Here is a 17,172-nt window from a genome sequence, read left to right as displayed (position 1 = left end):
GATATTAAAATAACCTTACAAATCAAATGGAGACCTCACTATGGCGGATGGATTAAACCGCGTTCACTTTAACCCCTCAACAGCACAACTTGTCGAATTTGCCCTGCTACGCGGCGAAGGTGAATTGACAGCCAATGGCGCATTAGTTGCTAAAACAGGCGCTCGCAGCGGTCGCTCACCTGGCGATCGTTTCATTGTAAGAGAACCCAGTTCAGAAGCTGATATCGAATGGGGCCCAGTCAATCAAGCTTTCGATCCAGGTGCTTTTGAAGGTTTATGGGCACGGGTTGAAGCTTACCTAGCCGATAAAGAACTGTTTGTATCTGATCTCGAAGTCGGTGCCGATACTGAACATTACCAACCAGTACGTGTTACTACACAATACGCTTGGCACCAACTGTTCGCCCGCAATCTATTTATCATTCCTGAAGAATTTAATCGTAAAGACAAACCAGTGTGGCAGATCATCAATGCCCCTGACTTTGTTTGCGTACCAGAACGTGATGGCACTAACTCAGATGCGACCGTGATTTTAAACTTCGCTGAACGTAAAGTGCTGCTTGCCGGCCTGAAATACGCTGGCGAAATGAAAAAGTCTATGTTCTCAGTGCAGAACTTCCTACTGCCAGCCCAAGGCGTGCTACCTATGCACTGTTCGGCCAACGTAGGTAAAGATGGCGACACTACGCTGTTTTTCGGTTTATCTGGCACAGGTAAAACCACACTTTCTGCCGATCCAAAACGCTTCCTGATCGGTGACGATGAACACGGCTGGGCACCCGGCGGCGTATTCAACATCGAAGGCGGTTGCTACGCCAAATGTATCGACTTAAGCCAGAAGAATGAGCCCGTGATTTGGGATGCGATTCGTTTCGGCACTGTGCTTGAAAACGTCGTTATGGACGAACACCGCGTACCTAACTACAAAGACAGCAGCCTGACGGAAAACACCCGCGCAGCCTATCCGCTGGAGCACATTGCCCAACGTAAAGAAGACAACTGCGGCGCTGAGCCACATGCGGTTGTATTCTTAACCTGCGACGTATCTGGCGTATTACCACCGGTTTCTATCCTGACCAAAGAACAAGCGGCATACCACTTCTTGTCTGGCTATACCGCCAAAGTAGGTTCGACTGAAATCGGCTCAACCTCGGCGATTCAATCCACCTTCTCAACGTGCTTCGGCGCACCTTTCTTCCCACGCCCTGCTGGCGTGTACGCAGAACTGTTGATGAAGCGCATTGAGTCCTTCGGCAGCCAAGTGTACTTAGTCAACACTGGTTGGACTGGTGGCCCACACGGTGTAGGTAAACGTTTTGACATCCCCACCACCCGCGCCATCGTCGATGCGATTGTCAGCGGTGAGTTGAAAGATGTTGAAACCGTCCACTTAGACACCTTGAACCTCGCCGTTCCTGTGGCAGTAAGTGGTGTAGACAGCAATTTACTCAATCCAATCAACACTTGGGGCGATAAAGCGCTATATGCCGAATACGCCCAGAAGCTAGCAGAAGCTTTCACTAAAAACTTCGCTAAGTATCAAGTGTCAGACGCTATCCGCAATGCAGGCCCAAAAGCATAAGCGCGTAGTGGATTTGTTCGGTACGGTTATTTAGTCAAAAATATCGTTTCATAAAAAAGCGCGGGTTCAGTCATGAACCCGCGCTTTTTATTTGCGGCTAAATTGATTTAGTGATGATTAAATCCACCCGCACTAAAGTCACTGCGATAGATTTTTATATGTTTTATTTCTTATCGATTAGTTAAACCAAGCTTAAATTAATGCTGCGTTTTTATAATCACCGATAACAATCATCATTTTTTAGGAAGCGGCACCCAAATGGAAAATCATAAACCTGTCACTGGATTCCAGCGATTTCTCAATGGCGTCGAAGTCGTCGGCAATAAACTGCCTGATCCGGCGGTATTATTTGCGATGTTTCTGGGCTTAGTCTGGCTGATCTCTTGGGGATTATCGGGTGTCAGTTTTGATGAAATCGACCCTCGTACTGGTAACCCGATTCAAGTCGTCAATATGCTTGATGGTGGTGCGTTAACCGCTTTTACCTCGGCGATGGTCACGACCTTTGTCACTTTCCCGCCGCTAGGTGTGGTGCTTGTGGCCATGCTGGGCCTAGGCGTTGCTGAACATACTGGCTTTATCAATGCAGGGCTGCGCTCCATTTTATCTGTCACTCCCAAGATGTTACTCACCCCGGTATTAATAGCCGTGGGTATTCTAAGCCATGTCGCGGTTGATGCGGGTTATGTACTCGTTATCCCGCTCGGCGCGGTGATCTTCTATGCCGCGGGTCGTCATCCCTTAGCCGGTATTGCCGCCGCTTTCGCTGGCGTATCCGGCGGTTTTTCTGCAACCGTTGGCGTGCCATCCAGCCTTGATCCTATGTTAGCGGGCTTAACTCAGGCAGCGGCAAGATTATCAGCCGATCCCGCGGCTACCACATTAACGATTAACCCACTGAATAACATCTTTTTTACTTCGGCTTCTGCCATTTTAATTATCTTAGTTGGCTGGTTCTTAACGGATAAAGTTATCGAGCCGCGCCTAAAAAACACTGCGGTGAATGGCGATCCCAGCACGCTCCCAACCCTAGATGAACTGCAACCCCATGAGCGCCGCGGACTCAAATTCGCCATGGCCGCCATGTTGTTATGTGCTTTAGGGCTGGTGTTTACCGCCTATGGTGACAACTCTGCCTGGCGTGGTACCGATGGCGCCCTAACCAGTGCCTCGGCCCCCTTAATGCGATCCATTGTGGCGATTATTTTTGTGTTCTTCCTAGTGCCCAGCATAGTCTATGGTTACGTCGCTGGCACGGCAAACAATCACAGAGCCATTATTCAAGGCATGAGCAAATCCATGAGCGGCATGGGTTATTACATCGTCATGGCCTTCTTCTGCGCCCAGTTTATTTATGCCTTTGGTCAATCTAATTTAGGCGCATTAATGGCCATTAAAGGCGCGTTGGCGTTAAAGGAATTAGCCCTTCCTATGGGCGTGACTTTGGTGGGAATTGTGTTTCTCACCGCGTTCGTCAATCTATTAGTGGGTTCCGCTTCAGCCAAATGGGCATTGATTGGTGCCATTATGGTGCCCATGTTAATGGAACTAGGTGTATCACCGGATTTAACTCAAGCCGCTTACAGAGTGGGCGACTCATCCACTAATATCATCACCCCACTGATGCCTTACTTTCCGTTAATTGTGGTGTTTTGCCAAAAATACGTTAAGGAGTCGGGCATAGGCACCTTAGTGGCGCTGATGTTGCCATTTTCAATCAGTTTTCTTTTACTTTGGAGCGGTTTCTTATTGGCTTACTGGGGCTTTGGCCTGCCTCTAGGGATTGGCAGCTCGCTCTCCTTCCCCGCAATGCCTTAGGGCGTTCAAGAGGTATTCAGAGTGCTTACGAAATTGAATTCATAATAAACAGGCGCTCAATACCTCAATAACCACTAAATGGTGCACAACTTATTACCTCGCCTTAAACGCAAATGCCGACGTTAACCGTCGGTATTTACCGCTAACAACACGTAATTTTATTTTATATAGAAACAACAAAATAAAAATAAACACTTAAATATCTATAAACGCATCTCTCTCATAGTAAAAGATAATAGCTTCAAGCAGTTCCTGCTCACTTGGCTGGGCTTTTTGCTGCTTGAGGTTATCGATCACATCCTCGATTTGATCCATGTTTAGCAGATAACCATAGTCACTCCGGCCTAAGCTATCCTCAAAGGCATCGATTTCGTCATCCGATAGGTCTCTCATATCATTCACTATCGGGAATAATGGAGTGGTCAGTTGCAGGGATTCACCTTCATCAAGATCTTGATAAACCAGCCAATAACTTAATCCAGGTTGTTCGACGCACTTTCTTATCCAACACTGTAACGATTCGGGCGGGCCAAAAAATGAGGTGATGTTCATAATGTCCTCGAAATGGAGTTGTCATAGGGAAAACTGAGTGAGTCACAGAGTTGAATGGTCATGGAGGTTTTTTAGCTATTAACCACTCTCATGATTCATACAAGTAAAAGATGGGTGACCAACGACTCAAGCCGCCCCAAGAATACGAGAGGATATCTGCGCCCATCAAAGTAAAAATCACAATTCATCAATTCGGCAGTTAAAATTCCACAATTAAATAAGCTTTATTCATTTTTAAGCGCATAAATTTAAGCATTCCTCATTTAACGTTAACGTGATTTAGACTTTGGTTATTTTGAAACCAAGGTTGGTGATGTTTCACAATCCCCTGCTATGCAATTGTGGTACTTTACTCGGTCAAAAATGTCGGGCATTTGCCTTTAACATAGAGTGAACCTTTAGCCTAGAGTAAGCCTTAATCACTAAAGCTTGAGTCGTCTAGGTTCAAATCGTCTGTGCATGACACAAAATGCTGCGGCAACTGGGGAGTTTCGCAAGAATGAAGAGCAAGAGTTTATTAGGTAACATTGGTGTGCAAGTGGTTATTGCCATGATTATCGGCGCACTGGTGGGTTTTATCATGGGCGAGAGTGCAAGTGTGTTTGCACCACTCGGAACCATTTTCATCCATTTAATCAAAATGCTAGTGATACCACTGGTATTGGTTTCTATCATCAGCGGAGCAGCGAGCTTAGGCGATAGCCCATCGGCGGGTAAGATTGGCATTGGCACTTTCGGCTTTTTTATTGTCACGTCGGGCTTTGCCGTTGTGCTTGCACTCTTGATGGGTAATCTGTTCCAACCGGGTGCAGGCGTTGATTTTACCACCCACAGCAGCACAGACTTGATGGAAGTAACCAAGGAACATGGCGCATTACCCGGGGTAATGGATACCTTTATCGGCATGATCCCAACCAATGTGTTCGAGTCGCTGAACGGCGGTAACATATTACAAATCTTAGTCTTTAGTATCTTCTTCGGCATCGCACTGACTAAAGTTAAAGGCGATGGCGCTAAGCCTATTTTGGCCGCACTCAACACAGTCGTCGATGCCTTTGTGTGGATGATCAACTGCGTGATGATCATTGCCCCTATCGGTGTATTTGGTTTGATGGCCGATTCTGTCGGTACCTTCGGTTTCGATGCACTAGAAGTCGTGTTTAAGTTATTCGCCGTGTTTGTTGCTGCGATTCTGATCTACGGCTTTATCTTCTTCCCATTAGTGGTACAACTCTTCTCAAGAGTGTCGGCGCGCCAGTTTATTTCGGCAATGAAGAAACCACAGGTGATGGCATTATCGACCGCCTCTTCAATGGCGACTCTGCCAGTGAATATGGAAACCTGTGAGGAAGATCTTAAAGTCTCTAAGGCAACCACGGCTTTTGTACTGCCGTTAGGCGCCACCATTAATATGAGCGGCAACGCGATTTATTATGGTTTAGTGGCCATGTTCTTCGCCCAAATGTATAACGTTGATCTATCGATGACAGCCTATGCGGCCATTATTTTCACCTCAACCTTAGGTGCAATTGGTCAAGCTGGTGTGCCAGGCCCATCCTTCTTAGTGGTGGCAGTGCTGTTAGCTGCGGGAATTCCTATCGATGGTTTACCTTTGCTGTTTGCGTTAGACAGGGTTTTTGACATGATCCGTACCGCACTCAATATCACTGGCGATGCGGCTTGTGCCTTGATCATGGATAAATACACAGAAGTTGAAGTTAAAGCGGATAGTGAGCGCAACTTAAGCTAACTCAAACACTTTGAATATAGGCTTGAATAGGCAACGCTTATTCAAGCCTTTTTTATATCTGCAGCACGGTATAATGGCCTGCCTCTACACGCATCAGTTAAGCCTATTTAATCTGAGTGTTAATGTGATCTCCCCCGCGCCATCCACTAAGCTCAATTTGCTAGATTTCGCAATTTACATTTCTTTATGGCGCTATGGCCGCAAGTGACACGGTTTTTCTGCGATACTGCCACCAGATTAACAGCGCTAAGTTAGCTCAAAGGAATTTTGCCCTATGTCTGTATTTGCCCCAGCCACACCCTTTGCCGACTTTATCTATCGCCATTTCCGCTCAATCCACGCCCTAAAGCTCGGGCTAGCCTTACTCGTTGCTGTCACTATTAATGCCATTTGGGCGCCACCGCATTTTATTTGGAGCATGGTCACGATAGTGATCATTATGATGAGCTTACCTCAAGTAGGCGGCGCGATTGAAAAGTCGCTACAAAGGGCGATAGGCACTTGTTTAGGCTCAGCTTATGGGGTGATGTTAGTTGCCACTGTGGACAGTTATTGGCTAATCATGAGCCTGCTGATCTTAGCCGTTAGCTTGATTTGTTTTATCTCGGCCGGACGTTACAGCTATGCCTATTTAGTGGCCGGATTTACCATCATAATCGTCGTCGGCGACGCCAACCATGACACCTCTGAGGCACTATGGCGCACGGCCAACATCCTCTCCGGCTGTGTGATTGCTATTTTGGTCTCACTGTTCATTTTCCCGATTAAAGCTAAACAAGATTGGCGCTCCCAACTCACCCATGCCATCGACAATATGGCCGAAGTATTAGCCGAGCATCTTAAGGCGCCCGCCAATCATGAGCTCGATTTTCGCGCTAGACTGGAGGCTGCGATGAAGGCCGTACTCACTCAAAAGAAACTGTTTTTCTCCTTGGAATGGGAAAGTCAAACCCTCAAAAAACACAAAGTGCTACTGTCGCAGCTAGCCAATAAACAAGTGCGCTTAATCACCTTACTCGAACTATTACCCTTAACCCGCTGGCAGGAAGAAGACAAAGACGCCTATCTGCAGATTAATGCGGTTGCCTCTGAGCTTGCCTTCTATTTGCAACAACTTGCAGAATTTGTGGCGGGTAAAGCTCAACAATTGCCGACACTGCCAGAATGTTTAGATCAAGAATTACAACACAGACTCCAGCTTGCCTTAGTTGCAGCCACTCAAGCATCAACCGCTGATCCAGTGACAGCCGTAAACGACCAAGTGCCGCAGGGATTTGCGCTCACAGGTTATAGCTGGCTGATTTATCAGCTCGCGATTGCCGTCGAAGCACTTTATAAAGACATTGCCATTATCGACATTGCCTATCACAAGCGGCCAGCTTCTCAGATAACGCCCAACAAAACGGCTTAGTCGATTTTACCATTCCGCTTAGTGCTTAAATCCATGTCAGAAATGCCGGATAACCCTTAGCCGCCCTTGCGTTAACGGGGCGTTTAATGAAAAGATACCGTCCTAATAAAAATTCGATATATGGACTATTTTCATGCGCTTGTTTTCTTTCTCCGTTATCGCCATTGCCTGTCTCTCTACGGGCAATCTCTACCCTGGGAATGCTTTTGCCAATGATGCGAAAACCACAACCCAAACAACTCCGGCAGCCACTATGGCGCAAGCCTCTACCACAGAAACATTGGCAGTTGGCTCCCCAGTAATCACAACGGCACAGGATGCAAGTCCAGCAGCGAATAGCCAAGCGACTGAAACTGCGACTAATGTACTGTCCGATACCACAGTTGCAGCGCCAGAAGCACAACCAGCGCCCATTCCTGAACGAGCCAACACCTTTGTCAACGATGCGATTTTACCGCCCAGCATCACTTGGCATGGCGCCAGCGAATCGCTCATGTTAAGTGTTGATAGCGAGTGGGCGACTCCCTTTGAGCAAAGTGGCGGTATTGAAAGTCCAAGCTACGATGCCACTATCGCTTGGCTCGACAAACTCGCGGGCGAGACAGATAAATTACAAAAGGTTAGCTTAGGTAAGAGCCCACAAGGGCGCGATATTTGGATGTATATCGCCAGCAGTGAAGGCATTAATGAATCGGCACGCCTCAAACAAAACACTAAGCCGACAGTGCTAGTGCAGGCGGGGATTCATGCGGGAGAAATCGACGGTAAGGATGCCGGCATGATGCTGCTACGTGACATTATCCAAGGCGATAAAAGTGCCCTGCTCGATAAAGCCAACCTCTTGTTTGTGCCTATTTTTAGTGTTGATGCCCATGAGCGCAGCGGCGAATTTAATCGGGTGAATCAACGTGGCCCTGTGAATATGGGCTGGCGCACTACGGCTAATAATCTCAACCTTAACCGCGATTATGCTAAGGCCGACAGCTTAGAAATGCAGCATATGCTGCGCGCAATCAACGTATGGCAACCGGATCTGTATATCGACGTGCATGTTACTGACGGCATCGACTATCAATACGATGTTACCTTTGGTTATAACCTTGCCCAAGGCTTAAGCCCTGCGAGCTACCGCTGGCTCGAAAACAGCTACAGACCTGCGGTTGAAGCCGCATTAACGGAACAAGGCCATATTCCCGGCGCACTGATTTTTGCCGTGGATAACGCCGATATTAACAAAGGCATGTCGCTGTGGAATCCAAGCCCGCGCTTCTCTAACGGTTATGGCGATGCTCGCCATTTGCCCACCATTCTGGTTGAAAACCACAGCCTAAAGCCCTTTAAGCAAAGGGTGCTCGGCACTTATGTGATGTTAGCGCAAACCCTCAAAACCGTGGGTGAACAGGCGACAAAACTTAAGAGTGCGATTCAAGAAGATAAATACCGCGCCTCACCGCTAATCACCCTTACTTGGAAATTAGCACCATTAGAAAAAGGCTGGGATTTTAAAGGCATAGATTATCAACTTGAAAAGAGCCCCATCAGTGGCGCTGAAGTTGTGCGCTGGACAGGTGAACCAAAACTTTACCCTAACTTGCCGGTGATGGCTGAAACAGTGCCCGACATTAAGGTCACTCGTCCGAGTGCTTACTATATTCCCGCTCAATGGACTCAAGTGATTGATCGTCTTAACGTGCATGGCATTCGCATGACCACGCTCAAAAAGCCAACCGAGTTGAAATTGCAGCAATATACTCTCAGCAATCCCGTGTTTAACACTAAGGATTTTGAGGGCCGCCAAACGGTCAAAGCCGAGTCAGAGTTAACCAAAGTCAGCACTACTCTGCCCGCTGGCACCATTAAAATCAGTACGGATCAACCGCTAGGCGATCTGGCGATTTTACTGCTTGAGCCGCAATCACCAGATTCTTTACTGCAATGGGGTTTCTTCAACCCTATCTTCACTCGCACTGAATACATTGAAGATTATGCGGTAGAGCCACTGGCAGCCAAGATGCTAAAAGAAGATCCTAAGCTACAAGCGGAGTTCGACAAAGCACTGACCAATGCCGAGTTTGCCGCCGATCCTGAGGCACGCCTACGCTGGTTCTATGAACGCAGCCCTTACTACGATAACCAATACCTTAAGTATCCGGTTTACCGTAGTCGTTGATCATCGCGATTACAAAAGGCTGTGATTAAGCGGGTTTACGCGCGCTGATGCTATACAGCAAGGGCACCTTCTGCCCTTGGTGTGTTAACACATAACGACCATCGGCTTGCACTTCGAGCCCTTCAAAGCAGTTATAGGGGCTGAAATCAAACTCGTGGAAAAACTCCAACACTAAGCCCGCCTGCAATAACGCATTGATCACTTCAGATAAACTGTGCGACCAGCACATTAAGGTTTGCTGATCATCACCGGTATTTTCGGTATATGTGCCTTCCAGCTCTATGTCTGGCTCACCCCGATTAAAATAGCTATAACCATCGAACAACTGCTGCGCCGGATGAAACTCGGCCATATAAAACTGTCCGCCGGGTGTTAAACAGTCGGAAACCGTCTGCGCCCACAGGGTTAAATCCGGCAGCCACACAATGGCACCATAGGACGTAAACACAATATCGTGAGGCTCAACCTTGCTCGCCACACTGTAAACATCGCTACAGATAAACTCGGCGGACAACTGTGTCCGTTCTGCCAGTTTTTGCGCTTCAACAATCGCCACCTCTGACAAATCGACGCCTGTGACTCTGGATCCCATTCGCGCCCACGACAAGGTGTCTAAGCCGAAATGACATTGCAGATGCAGCAAACTTTTACCTGCAACCTCGAGTTCACCTAGCTCAATTTCCCGCAGCGAAGTCTTACCACTAAGAAAGCCCGCAACATCATAAAAATCAGAAGTTAAATGTACCCGAGTGCGCGCATCCCAAGCCGTTTTGTTTGTTGTTAAATAATCCATCAGCATCCCTTCTTATATTTTTTGTATTTTTGATTCCGCGTGACTTGCGAAGCTTAAACTAACTTAATAAATGAGTAATTTCACTAATCTATGAGTAAATCACCCATGTAGCGGACATGTCCGCACAGTGAACCTCGGACACTTTTCAGCTTAACTAATTGATTATAAATGAAACTTAAAATTGGCATGGGCTGTGCAATGTCTTATTCATCGCAAGACGACTCAGCACTCACCCAAAAAATCGAGTGCCAGATAAACAAGGAAGCTAACATGTCACTACGCCCATTTATATTCACCCTCGCTTTTATAGTGTTTTTTACTGCTGGGGTATCGCTCACTGGCTGCATTCTTAATGTGAACGCAGCAGGCATGCCAGACTTAGACCACCAACAACGCGAGCTCACCCTCAATAGCCAAGACTTACAAGGCCTGATTGCAGAAACTGGCGCAGGCAGCTTGGAAATTATCGGTGTCGAAGGCCTAACCCAAATTAAACTCGTCGCCGACATCTATAGCAATAAGGACGACAACGATGACAGCAAAGTCATTCTCACCCTTGAGAAAAAAGCCAATAAAGCCAAGCTCAAGGCCAGCTTTGAGCAAGCAGATTCTAATAATAACTCGCCCTATATAGACCTAAAACTGCAAGTCCCTGCGCACTTTACACTGGATATCGATGACAGCTCAGGGGCTATTTTGATCAGCAAGATGACGTCGGACATGAACATCAAAGACGGTTCGGGTGAACTCACTATCAACGGTGGTAACAATATCAACATAGAGGATGGCTCAGGTGATATTGAAATCAGCCAAATCAACGGCAGCCTAACCATTGAAGATGGCTCTGGTGCCATCAAGGTGACCGATATTCGCGGCAATATCGCAATTAATGACGGCTCGGGCAACATAGAGGTTGCCAATGTGCAAAGTGCTGTGACCATCACAGATGGCTCAGGCAACATTAATGTCTTTAACACTAAGGGATTAACGATTCTTGCGGCAGGTTCTGGCGATGTGACATTTAACAAAATCGACGGCCCAGTGAGCATGCAATAACGCGCCGCTTTACCCCTCTACTCCCAAAGGCTTTACCCACTTCCCGGCGTAGAGGCTGATGTTGCAACGGTTCCCAGCCAAGATGTCAGTCTTCTACCCACCCTTTTAAGCGTATGCCCGACTTATGCATTTATGCCACTAACCCCTTGTAGTGGCATTTTTTTATACCGAAATTAAGCTTGAGTTTGCAGAAATGACGTTGATTTTATTCAGACCGTTACGCTTTAACCTTGTGGATTTGCTAAGATTGTCGGCCTTCCCACTTCAATAGTCGAAAAGTCACACTGTATTGCCAGTAAGGTCGAGAATATGGATCAGTTTTCGGAATACCAAAAAGAAATTGAATCGCTTTCCCTATCGGATAACCCTAGGCAGATAATGGAAGGACTAGGGGATATTTGTTTTGATGGCGAATCTTTTTATCGCAACGGCAATAAAGCCCTAGCCAAACACATTTTCAAGCATATCTACGCCTTAGATGCGCACTCAGACTATTTCTCACACGCCAGAACTGTCGCAAAAGCCTTTCTTATATCCTTAGGAGAAATTCAACCTATCTCCCTAGAAGAGGTTATTTTACAGATAAAGCATGAGCATGCCTCATTAGCCGCACATCAATTAAATCTGCTGATTGCAAAGCGTCTTTTTAGGGAATTTAGTCACCATCAAGACGCTATCCACATCACTATGCAATATCTCACCAAAGCCGAGGCACTTACCCCTCTGAGCAAGAGTGACCTTCGCTTTAAAGCTTTAGTCAGCTCGAATAAGAGTGAGTAAAGAGATAGCGTGACAGAATAAATCATCAGAATTTAGAGCCGTTTCTCAAAAGAAATGCAAAAATATACCGGAAGAGATCAACGTTCTAAATTCAACAACCCAATTTTAATTAAGTGATAATATGGACATTTCATCTTTTAAGAAATATATAAAGTTAGCACCAGAAAATGTTTCAGAATGGCAGAGGTGGGAAAATTCATTACCTACCTTCGATTCTATATTGCCAATATTGGATTATGTATATAACACTGAATGGCAGCGAGATGATTGGAAAGCCATAATGGCATTCATTCGGAAAGGTTATATTGAGCAAAATGAATCATCTGAATTGGTTGATGGGATTAAGCATGTAAATATATTCAACTCCAAAGTTATTAATCTAAAAGTTGATGTCGCAATTTCATTAAACTGCTCCATTGTTCGTTCATTAGAGTCAATTAATTTATGCTCAGACTCAGTGGAATCATTAAGTGTGTCCCATGCAAGCAAACTCTCTGAAATTACCGGAAACACCCAGAATTTAAGCTACTTATCTTTAAATAAATGTCAAAAGTTAGATTTTGGTTCTATCATTTCAACGCTTGACAGCGTAAAAATGTTAGACCTCAGTGGAAACCCACAGTTGTCCAGTATTGACGAGTTGCGTGGAAATAAAAATATTTTTGCGTTATATCTTGTTGAAACAAATGTAATCAAGACTAAAGAGACAGTAGAAATCTTGGCTTCGATACCAAACTTGAAAAAACTTTGGATTAAAGCAAACAAAAAGGAGTTGGAACTTTTAAGAGAAGCCCTACCAGGGATTGTAAATTAAGCATAGAAAAAGGCCGGACATGTAGTTCGAGAGCGTGAAAAGATCTGTGTAAGTGGCATTCTTAACCTATTAAATGGAGTTCAGAATACCAATAGCAGACAAACTTATCGCTCAGCAGAAGAAAAATCGACTCACCCCAATAATAAATCCGGCAATAAACCGGCCAGTGGCATTTTTTAACTCTCAATTCTTACTTCTCTAACCCCAATGCAGACCAGTCTTTGGTGGCGAAAAAAGCTTAAACACTTGATTTATTATGGAAGTTAATCGTTAAGCTATTAAGCACTGCCATTCTAGTGACTCGCCGCCCTGTCGTTTAACAAGAAGTGTCCCTATAGGCTCAACGGCGTCATCTGCTGCATACGGAAGTGCAAATACCGCGATCACCTAGATGTGAAAGAGCGGCCATGCCGCCAACGGTTACTTCCATGAAGTGCTTAATTCCGCGAGCTAAATCGTATTCTGTTAGTCTGAAACAGCACCTAAGCGTGACATGAAAACCGAACGAACAATCTCAGCAGTCATATCTCTTTAAGCAAGTTAGCCACGATCAATAGCTTACGCAGCGAAATTTAACAATGGACCTTGATAAAGAGTAGTTAACACCTCTTTTAAAATGCACTTTTGCGCTTTTTGGGCCGGCATTATTTTGATTGCTAAGTGCTTACTTCGTATATGCTTTGATGTAAGCGTAATCACTATTTTTTTCACCTTTAAATAAAGATACCTCGTAAAGCCCACCTAGCTCTGACCACCTCATTGAGAAGCTATTCTTAAACGATGGTGACAAGCTTTTCAAACCAATTGTCTCTAGAGCTACCTGACCAAATGGAACGTTATCAATTGCTTCAATTGTAATCCAGTCAGCCTTACCTTTAATAAATACAATCTCAGTTTCCCCTTTGGAAAACTGACACTTTTCTCCATGCTTACTTTTAGAGCATGATGAAGGCGCACCAATAAGCGTGGATACTTCAGTTTTATTTTTTCCAACAATTGCAAGCACATCTATGATCGTTTCGGAATATGCTTTTAAGCTCGCAAAGCTTAGTAAAATGCCTAACATTATAATTTTCATCATGACTCCATGTTTGCTTAAGTTTTTAGCCCGTTCCAACGCACGAAGTGAGCGGTTCAAAAGCATTGCTATACGCCAGTCACACTAATCTTGAATTTTGGCCACTGGTTGTAACCGATATTTGGATTGTTTGACTGCAGCGCTTTAATTAGCTCCACTTCTTTCATGTTTACTTCCTTGTCGGTTGCAGTTTCGGACTCCCAGATAATTTGTTTGCGAACTGTAAAGTCACGTATTTCTTCTGAAGTGAAATCACACTCAATCAGCTTACTGTCGGCGCCGCCAAAATAATTTAGTGTTCCAGTTAAATCTTTGCCAACGTAAATTTTGCCGTTCGGGTAAGTGATCCTATAAACGACTCTCATGGGCAGCACCGATATTGTTTATTTTCCAGTCACACTCTCCAACCCAAAAGGCAAGTTTTGGAGAAATAGGAATAAATGCAAAGTCACCATAACCGTCTGCAACTAAGAACTCACTCAGGGACTTTATCATGACACCAATTGCTAAATTTGGGAAAAGGTATACTCAGGGATTAAGCACTGACATGGAAGTGACCGTTGACGGCCTGAATGCCGTCGTCGAGCCTATAGGGACATATTTACGGCGAGTCACTGGAATGACAGTGCTTAATCTCATTCCTCGTCACAGAACAAGTATGATGCAGTGTTAACGCTCTAGTAATCCACGCCCTGACTCAATCAACACCAACTTTTGACTACGGCTTAACTTTTTAACTGCTATTTCACGGCGCAGTGCATCGCCGTGACTGCCAACCTGCTCTTGATACATCAGCGTTAACGGACCTTTACCGCGCAGATACTTAGCGGATTTGATACCACCCGATTGATGCTCGCTAAAGCGTCGTGTGACATCTGTAGTGACGCCTGTGTATAAATGCCCGTTGGCGCAGCGGACTAGATACAAATACCAGAGGGGTGCTGATTTTATGGGTGTAGGCTTCGGTGGTGCAGGATTTAATGGTACGGGATTCAGCGAAGCTTCTGTAACAACATTTTTGGTTGCGACAGTGCTAGTCACTGGGGCAAGTGTGTCTGCCACCAGTGACTCATGTTGCTGTAAAGCGCCTCTGTCAGTATTGCCTAGGCTGACGGCTGATTCGGTCACTTGCGAATAACCTACTTCGCCATACCTAATAGACTCAAGAAGAAGGCATATTCTTGGGCTGTGTCTTGGTATTGGCGATAGCGACCACTCTTACCGCCGTGGCCAGCTTCCATATCCACATTGAATAACAACACTTTATCGTCCATCTTGTACCACTTATTCTGTACATCGCGCAGTTTAGCGACCCACTTGGCGGGTTCAAAATACTGCACTTGGGAATCATGCAAACCAGTCGTCACTAACATGTGTGGGTATTCTTGCTCGGTGACATTGTCGTAGGGCGAGTAACTCAACATGTAATCAAAGTAAGTTTTCTCGTTCGGATTGCCCCACTCGTCGTACTCATTGGTCGTCAACGGAATCGACTCGTCCAGCATAGTCGTCACCACATCAACAAAAGGTACATGGGCTGCAAGGGCGAAATACTTGTCCGGCGCTTGGTTAGCAATCGCGCCCATTAGCAAACCACCCGCGCTGCCGCCAGAGGCAACAACCTTGTTTTTGTCGCCATAACCTTGCGCCGTTAATGCCGTTGTTACGTCAATAAAATCATTGAAGGTATTCTGCTTATTCAACAACTTACCATTGTCATACCAAGGGCGACCTAGCATTTCTGAGCCGCGCACATGGGCGATGGCATACACAAAACCGCGGTCAAGCAGACTGATAACGGATGAAGAAAAATCGGGTTCTACTGTGTAACCGTAAGATCCATAACCGTATTGATACAGAGGGTTAGTGCCATCTTTCTTGAATTTATCTTTGCGATACACCAAAGAGACGGGCACTTTCGCACCATCGCGGGCCGTCACAAATATCCGTTCGGCACGATACTGGCTGGCATCGAAGCCGCCTAAGACTTGATCTTGTTTCAATAAATCACGTCTATCGGGATTCACCAGTGAATATTCGTATACGGCTTCTGGCGTCGTTAGGCTGGAGTAAAATATGCGTAACTTATTGCTGTCTTGCTGGGAATTAATCTCTAAACCCATCACATAAGCAGGCTCATCAAAGCTCAACTCGAAGGGCTTTTGACCATTGAGCGGCATCACTTTAATCCGCGTCAGGCCATTTTCACGGGTCTGAATAATCAGATAATCCTTGAGCACTAACTCATCTTCGATACGGGCATTGGAATTATGCGCAACCACTTCTTGCCACTTCGATTTATCCGCCGCATCTTTGATGGCAACTTTCATCAAACGGAAGTTAGTCGCCTGCCAGTTGGTGAGAATGTAATAAGTATCACCCAGCTTAGACACACTGTATTCGTGACCTTCTTCCCGCGCTAACACTGGTTTGAATAAACCTAAAGGCTCGCTGGCATCGAGAATAGACACTTCACTCGTCGTGGTGCTTTCTTGGAACAACACAATTTGCGACTCATCTAAGGTTTTGCCAAGTGAAATATAAAATGAATCGTCTTGTTCTTCATACACTAAGACATCGCTCGATTGCTTAGTGCCCAGCTCGTGGCGATACACTTGATAGCCCAGCAAGGTTTTTAGATCTTTGGCGATATAGAACACATGCTTGTTGTCGTTCGCCCACACTACACGACCTTCGGTATTTTCAAGCACGTCGGTGATCATGTCGCCCGAAGCCAAGTCTTTAAAATAGATGTGATATACACGGCGGCTGAGGACGTCTTCACCAAAGGCCAACATGGTTTCATCTGGGCTCACACTCGCGCCGCCTAAACCATAAAACTCATGGCCCTTAGCTCGCTCGTTAACATCGAGCATCACTTGCTCAACACCATCGGCACCCTTACGGCTGATCAGCGGATATTCGCTGCCCTCTTGGTATCTGTGATAGTAGCTGTGCTGGTGCCATTGGTACGGCACGCTCGACTCATCGGCGACTAAACGCTCGGTTAACTCTTTATAAAGACCATCTTGCAGCGGCTTTAATGGTTTGAAATAAGCAGCGGTATAGCGATTCTCAGCGTTGAGATAGGCCAACACTTTAGGATCTTTGCGCTCATCATCACGCAGCCAATAGTAATCATCGGTACGCGTTACGCCATGTAAAGTCATCACATGGGGAATTTTTTCAGCAACCGGGGCAGGTACTTGCCCTTTGGAGGTCGAACAAGCGGATAACAGCATAGCAATACCTAAAGTGAGTAGCAGAGAGCGCATTTATACGTCCTTGTGACGTCCATAACGACCGTCGAAGAATGCGACGGCAAGTCAATTAGCTTATGTGTTCAGTATGATAGTGGTCAGGTGTGC

Annotated in this window: 15 protein-coding genes; 8 read left to right on the top strand and 7 right to left on the bottom strand. The window is 45.8% G+C overall.

Annotated elements, in window-relative coordinates; translation table 11 throughout:
- Positions 1 to 40: 40 nt before the first annotated feature.
- Positions 41 to 1,582, top strand: coding sequence for a phosphoenolpyruvate carboxykinase (locus tag HQQ92_RS01065; RefSeq protein WP_173242580.1), 1,542 nt, complete (start codon positions 41 to 43; stop codon positions 1,580 to 1,582).
- 258 nt (positions 1,583 to 1,840) lie between these two features.
- The gene (locus tag HQQ92_RS01060) at positions 1,841 to 3,400 is read left to right on the top strand and encodes an AbgT family transporter (protein WP_173242578.1); all 1,560 of its coding nucleotides are present in this window, start codon (positions 1,841 to 1,843) and stop codon (positions 3,398 to 3,400) included.
- Positions 3,401 to 3,595: 195 nt separating this feature from the next.
- Here the strand turns inward: HQQ92_RS01060 and HQQ92_RS01055 are convergent, their stop codons facing one another.
- Entirely contained in the window at positions 3,596 to 3,952 is a 357-nt protein-coding gene (locus tag HQQ92_RS01055) for a hypothetical protein (protein WP_173242576.1), read from the bottom strand.
- Positions 3,953 to 4,451: 499 nt separating this feature from the next.
- On the opposite strand from HQQ92_RS01055, the gene HQQ92_RS01050 reads away from it, so the two are divergent.
- The 3 genes from HQQ92_RS01050 to HQQ92_RS01040 all read left to right on the top strand — a co-directional run bounded on the left by HQQ92_RS01050 (position 4,452) and on the right by HQQ92_RS01040 (position 9,283).
- On the top strand, positions 4,452 to 5,702 hold the full coding sequence (locus HQQ92_RS01050) for a dicarboxylate/amino acid:cation symporter (RefSeq protein WP_173242574.1): 1,251 nt from the start codon (positions 4,452 to 4,454) through the stop codon (positions 5,700 to 5,702).
- 274 nt (positions 5,703 to 5,976) lie between these two features.
- Complete coding sequence (locus HQQ92_RS01045) at positions 5,977 to 7,113, top strand: FUSC family protein (protein ID WP_173242572.1); 1,137 nt, start codon at positions 5,977 to 5,979, stop codon at positions 7,111 to 7,113.
- Positions 7,114 to 7,246: 133 nt separating this feature from the next.
- Positions 7,247 to 9,283 carry a M14 family metallopeptidase gene (locus HQQ92_RS01040; RefSeq protein WP_173242570.1) on the top strand — a complete coding sequence of 679 codons (2,037 nt, stop codon included), beginning with the start codon at positions 7,247 to 7,249 and terminating at the stop codon, positions 9,281 to 9,283.
- A 25-nt stretch (positions 9,284 to 9,308) separates the two neighbouring features.
- Here the strand turns inward: HQQ92_RS01040 and HQQ92_RS01035 are convergent, their stop codons facing one another.
- Positions 9,309 to 10,076, bottom strand: a complete 768-nt coding sequence (locus HQQ92_RS01035) for a bifunctional 2-polyprenyl-6-hydroxyphenol methylase/3-demethylubiquinol 3-O-methyltransferase UbiG (protein WP_173242568.1) — start codon at positions 10,074 to 10,076, stop codon at positions 9,309 to 9,311.
- A 270-nt stretch (positions 10,077 to 10,346) separates the two neighbouring features.
- On the opposite strand from HQQ92_RS01035, the gene HQQ92_RS01030 reads away from it, so the two are divergent.
- The 3 genes from HQQ92_RS01030 to HQQ92_RS01020 all read left to right on the top strand — a co-directional run bounded on the left by HQQ92_RS01030 (position 10,347) and on the right by HQQ92_RS01020 (position 12,726).
- The gene (locus HQQ92_RS01030; protein ID WP_173248534.1) at positions 10,347 to 11,132 is read left to right on the top strand and encodes a DUF4097 family beta strand repeat-containing protein; all 786 of its coding nucleotides are present in this window, start codon (positions 10,347 to 10,349) and stop codon (positions 11,130 to 11,132) included.
- A 309-nt stretch (positions 11,133 to 11,441) separates the two neighbouring features.
- Complete coding sequence (locus HQQ92_RS01025; protein WP_173242566.1) at positions 11,442 to 11,912, top strand: hypothetical protein; 471 nt, start codon at positions 11,442 to 11,444, stop codon at positions 11,910 to 11,912.
- Between the two features lie 121 nt (positions 11,913 to 12,033).
- Positions 12,034 to 12,726 (top strand): hypothetical protein, encoded by a 693-nt coding sequence (locus HQQ92_RS01020; RefSeq protein WP_173242564.1) that lies wholly within the window; start codon positions 12,034 to 12,036, stop codon positions 12,724 to 12,726.
- Between the two features lie 664 nt (positions 12,727 to 13,390).
- Here the strand turns inward: HQQ92_RS01020 and HQQ92_RS01015 are convergent.
- The 5 genes from HQQ92_RS01015 to HQQ92_RS00995 all read right to left on the bottom strand — a co-directional run bounded on the left by HQQ92_RS01015 (position 13,391) and on the right by HQQ92_RS00995 (position 17,079).
- Positions 13,391 to 13,870: a hypothetical protein gene (locus HQQ92_RS01015; RefSeq protein WP_173242561.1), complete on the bottom strand. Its 480-nt coding sequence runs from the start codon at positions 13,868 to 13,870 to the stop codon at positions 13,391 to 13,393.
- A 2-nt stretch (positions 13,871 to 13,872) separates the two neighbouring features.
- Positions 13,873 to 14,169 (bottom strand): GIY-YIG nuclease family protein, encoded by a 297-nt coding sequence (locus HQQ92_RS01010; RefSeq protein WP_173242559.1) that lies wholly within the window; start codon positions 14,167 to 14,169, stop codon positions 13,873 to 13,875.
- The gene (locus tag HQQ92_RS01005) at positions 14,153 to 14,299 is read right to left on the bottom strand and encodes a hypothetical protein (protein ID WP_173242557.1); all 147 of its coding nucleotides are present in this window, start codon (positions 14,297 to 14,299) and stop codon (positions 14,153 to 14,155) included. Before HQQ92_RS01005 ends, HQQ92_RS01010 begins: the two co-directional genes overlap by 17 nt.
- 174 nt (positions 14,300 to 14,473) lie before the next feature.
- Positions 14,474 to 14,932 carry a GIY-YIG nuclease family protein gene (locus HQQ92_RS01000; RefSeq protein ID WP_173242555.1) on the bottom strand — a complete coding sequence of 153 codons (459 nt, stop codon included), beginning with the start codon at positions 14,930 to 14,932 and terminating at the stop codon, positions 14,474 to 14,476.
- Positions 14,933 to 14,943: 11 nt separating this feature from the next.
- Positions 14,944 to 17,079: a S9 family peptidase gene (locus tag HQQ92_RS00995; protein ID WP_173242552.1), complete on the bottom strand. Its 2,136-nt coding sequence runs from the start codon at positions 17,077 to 17,079 to the stop codon at positions 14,944 to 14,946.
- Positions 17,080 to 17,172 lie beyond the last annotated feature (93 nt).

Origin of the sequence: Shewanella sp. DC2-4, from assembly GCF_013248875.1 — a bacterium.
In the GTDB taxonomy this organism is placed as follows: Bacteria; Pseudomonadota; Gammaproteobacteria; order Enterobacterales; family Shewanellaceae; genus Shewanella; species Shewanella oncorhynchi.
This window is presented reverse-complemented; position numbering and strand designations above follow the sequence as displayed.